We start from the raw sequence: 4,062 nt of genomic DNA on the forward strand, positions 1-4,062 counted from the left end.
GCGTGATACCCATCAGCAATCAGGGCAGCGCTGTTTATTTCCCGGCCAACCCGAATCCGGAAAAGAGCGACAACCTCGTTGCCAATAAAGCCCACGATGGCCGCAATTGCCAGGGCTCCCAAATGATGGAGGGGCTGAGGATGGTAAAATCGCTCCACAGACTCATAGGCGGTAATCACGGCACTCAACAGCACAATCACCACAATCATCACCCCGGCCAAGTCTTCCAATCGAGCAAAGCCATAGGAAAATCTTGCTGTTGGCTTGCGTCGCGATACTAGAAACGCCACCCCCAAGGGCACAGCAGTCATCGCATCCCCCACGTTGTGAATTAGATCGGCCAGGAGAGCGACACTGCCAGAGAGCCAGAACACCACTGCCTGCAAAATTGCAGTGATTACCAAGCCCACCAGAGACCATTTGACCGCCCAGATGCCCCGAGCAGAACTAGCAATTTCGGGGTCGATCACCCCATGGCTGTGGCTATGATCACCATGGTGGTGATGGTGATGGTGATGGTGATGGTGATGGTGGTGATCTTCCACCTCTGCTTTTGGGAGTTGAGGGATATCATCGGTTGCGATAGACGTAGAAATTTGTGTCATAGTACTTCTCCAGACTGGACATCCATCTGGGGATATGGATTGTAAGGGGGTTTTAGCACCAAAATGTAAATTGTGATTTGGAAAGTTTGGGGTTCTGTTACCAGTAAGACCCAGGAAATATCTGTGATATAATGCCGAAGCAATAGCAAATAAACAGCACCTATTTATAATAGCTATTTGTTTAATTCAACAGTAAATTATCGAGTAACCTCCTGAATTATTCTGTCCCAAAAATCCTCTTTACTGATATCTAATTCAGATGCTGTCTGGGCTTGATCGATTTCTTCTCCAGACACTGTTCCGAAATCCTCTTTACTGATATCTAATTCAGATGCTATCTGGGCTTGATCGATTTCTTCTCCAAATACTGTTACAAAATCCTCTTGCATACTGATAACTGTCCAACCACGCTCATTGGCCTCATCAAAAACCGGATCATCGTATGGACAGTCAATGCCAGCTTCTTCAGCATAGGGACATTCACGGGGATCATTATGGTGAAGCAGCATCATTAAAGCTGGACCTTGGTCATCATCAGTGTAGTCAAGCATTTGTAAATCACCACTGGAATTACCAACCGCCATAATTGGTTTTTTGCCAATGTAGCGGTCAATCCCCACTGGTTTACCTGCTTTATCGTTAAAGGGTTGCACCAGTTCTCGCTTCTTGAGCAAGACATAAGTTCCATCCTCTTCTGGGTCAATATACTCGGTTTGGGTGGTACTACCAATGATGTTTTCAGGGGGAATACCGTAGGCATCTTCGGCAAAGGAGCGAATGAAATCTGTTCCACCCCCAGAGCAAATATAGACATTGAAATCATTACTTTGGAGATAATTGACCAGTTCAACCATGGGCTGGAAGGTCAGCTGGATGTATGGAAAGCCAAGGTATGGATGATTTTGTGTATCCAGAAATTCCCTAGCTTCCTGTTTATAATCTTCCGGTGTCATTTCCGGTAATTCGAAATCTGCTAGGACGACTTCCTTTTCAGTTAAAAAACCAAGTGTTTTAAGATCTGACAATCCATTGCCTAGCCTATATTTTATAAATTCCCCCTGAATAAGGGGTTTTTCAGTCCACAGGGTTCCATCATTATCAATCGTGACAATGCGTCCGCTCGGAGGAACGTAATTACAACTGTTAGGATTGGTAACCTCTTCCACAAAGTTAACAATCGTGTCTTTAGTCGTACCCTCATTCCAAGACACTAACGGGTCATAGTCCGCAGCAGCGGGGGGACATGCCACAAAGCCTCCTAGGCAAAAGACTGATAACAGAATTGAGAAGAAAACTACAAAGGTTCTTTTTTTCATCATCTAAGAGCTGAATTACTTTGTGCCAACCAAAGACATCTTTAACTGAGAGGTTGTCTGAGAAGTCTCATTTGCTACATCCAAGCCCCCGTTGGTCCCCCAATTTTGGGGGACTTTTAGCAGCAAATTGATTCTTGTTCCCCCCAGAATTGGGGGGCTAGGGGGGCAAAATTCAGTATAAAAAAACTTTTCAGATATCCTCTGAGGTAATGTATCTGGTTGATATAGCACTACGCATTAAGGTGTTTGACATTGATACAAGCAGCAAAAGCTGTTACAGTAAACTGTTTCCTTTTGCCTCTTGCCTAAAGCCCTTGCGCGTAGCGCTATATGCCCTTTTACCCCTTAGTCAAGGGAATAGGTTTCAATCTGATCAACAATGTCGTCAATGATTTCGTTAGGATTGAAACCAAAAGGAGGTTGACTGGGAGGATACTCTTCAAACGTATCCAGGTACTTCTGCACAAGCCCTACCGGTGGCAGCAACAAGTAATTCCGGCGAGACCACCAGTCATTGTAGTTGTTGGAATCGGTATCCCCGCGCTCGTAGGGATCCCGACGCAAGTTAAACAGCTTCGGAACTCGCAGTTGCACAAACGGCTCCCGCCAGACATCAAAATAGTGAGCCCGTTGTTCCGAAAAGACTATTTTCCAATCCCCAATGCGAACCCCTGGCAGTTGACCCTCATCATTGAAGTAGATGAATCCCGGACGCTGTCCCTTTTGGTTCTCGGGATCGGTCAAATAGGCCAACTGATTGAACCCATCGAGATAGGTTCCACAGAGGTTTGTGGGTTCATCTTCCGGACAGGGCTGCTTCAGGGTTTCGTTGATGTCATCCACGCCAACAGCCGCCATCAGGGTTGGCACCCAATCTAAGTGAGAGAAAATCTCATGGGATACGGTTCCAGCGGGGATATGACCAGGCCAGCGCACGAGTGCTGGAACGCGGTAGCCGCCTTCCCAGTTGGTGTTCTTCTCACCCCGGAAGGGACTCAGACCGCCATCAGGCCATTGATTGTAATGGGGGCCGTTGTCTGTGGTATAGATGACAATCGTATTGTCTTCAATGCCCAGCTCCTTCAGCAGGTCGAGCAACTCTCCTACATGGCCATCGTGCTCTAGCATGCCATCACCGTAGAAGCCCTGACCGCTGATTCCCTTGACCTCATCACTAATATGGGTATAGAAATGCATCCGGGTGGAGTTAAACCAGGTCAAGAAGGGCTTCTGGTTTTCCACCGCTGTTTCAATGAACTCCTTCGTCCGGTCTAGGAATTCCCGATCTACGGTCTTCATGCGCTCAATGTTGAGCGACCCGGTATCATAACATTCCTGATAGCCCAACTCGCCAAAGCGTTTTGAATAGTCTGGATCTCCAATGATCGGTTCCTCGTGATATTCACCAGGCGTTGCTTTGCAATCCAGAACTCCGCGAGGTCCAACATTTTTGGCAAACCAGCCATCTGGTCCGCCGGGATAGTCCGAATTCTCCGGCTCTTCTTCTGCATTCAAGTGATAGAGGTTGCCCAAGAATTCGTCAAAGCCATGGACTGTGGGCAGAAACCGGTTGAGATCCCCCAGGTGGTTTTTGCCAAACTGCCCCGATGTGTAACCCAAGGGCTTCAGCATTTCTGCCAAGGTGGGGTCTTCATCCTGGATGCCAAAGGGTGCTCCTGGGAAACCGACTTTCAGCAAGCCAGTCCGCAAACCACTTTGGCCAGTGATAAAAGCTGCCCGACCGGCGGTACAGCTTTGCTCAGCGTAGTAGTCCGTAAACAGCATGCCCTCATTGGCAATGCGATCGATGTTGGGCGTGTCGTAACCGACAATGCCCTTTTCATAAGCACTGACATTAGTCCAACCAATGTCATCTCCCATGATCACCAGGATGTTGGGCTGGCCTTCTGTGTCGGCAAGTGCGATTCCCTGGTTAGTCACTGGGAGGAAACCAACTAGAGTGAAGGTGATCGTTAGTAGGATCGCCATCACCCCATTGAATAATCGCTTCCCCATCTGGGCATTGTCATGACTGCCCTTGGAGCGATTAGCTCTCAAATATTTCATTAAGGCTACCGTTATATCAAACGTTTAAACTTTTGTGTTGCAAGTTTTATGCACCCGTTTGTTAGTATCTCACA

Annotated in this window: 3 protein-coding genes; all 3 read right to left on the reverse strand. The window is 47.5% G+C overall.

Annotation, left to right across the window (positions count from 1 at the left end; genetic code table 11):
* The coding region (locus F6K37_RS33965; protein ID WP_287255146.1) for a cation diffusion facilitator family transporter at positions 1-605 on the reverse strand (605 nt) is incomplete at its 3' end.
* 197 nt (positions 606-802) lie between these two features.
* Positions 803-1,924, reverse strand: a complete 1,122-nt coding sequence (locus F6K37_RS33970; RefSeq protein ID WP_287255149.1) for an HAD family hydrolase — start codon at positions 1,922-1,924, stop codon at positions 803-805.
* Positions 1,925-2,266: 342 nt separating this feature from the next.
* Positions 2,267-3,910, reverse strand: a complete 1,644-nt coding sequence (locus tag F6K37_RS33975; protein ID WP_131827334.1) for an arylsulfatase — start codon at positions 3,908-3,910, stop codon at positions 2,267-2,269.
* Positions 3,911-4,062: the final 152 nt, after the last annotated feature.

Source organism: Moorena sp. SIO4E2 (assembly GCF_010671945.1).
Classification (GTDB): domain Bacteria; phylum Cyanobacteriota; class Cyanobacteriia; order Cyanobacteriales; family Coleofasciculaceae; genus Moorena; species Moorena producens.

What these genes read in the sequence shown, in the direction of transcription:
- F6K37_RS33970 (WP_287255149.1), bottom strand. Translation starts at nt 1,924, where the DNA reads ATGATGAAAAAAAGAACCTTTGTAGTTTTCTTCTCAATTCTGTTATCA.
- F6K37_RS33975 (WP_131827334.1), bottom strand. Translation starts at nt 3,910, where the DNA reads ATGGCGATCCTACTAACGATCACCTTCACTCTAGTTGGTTTCCTCCCA.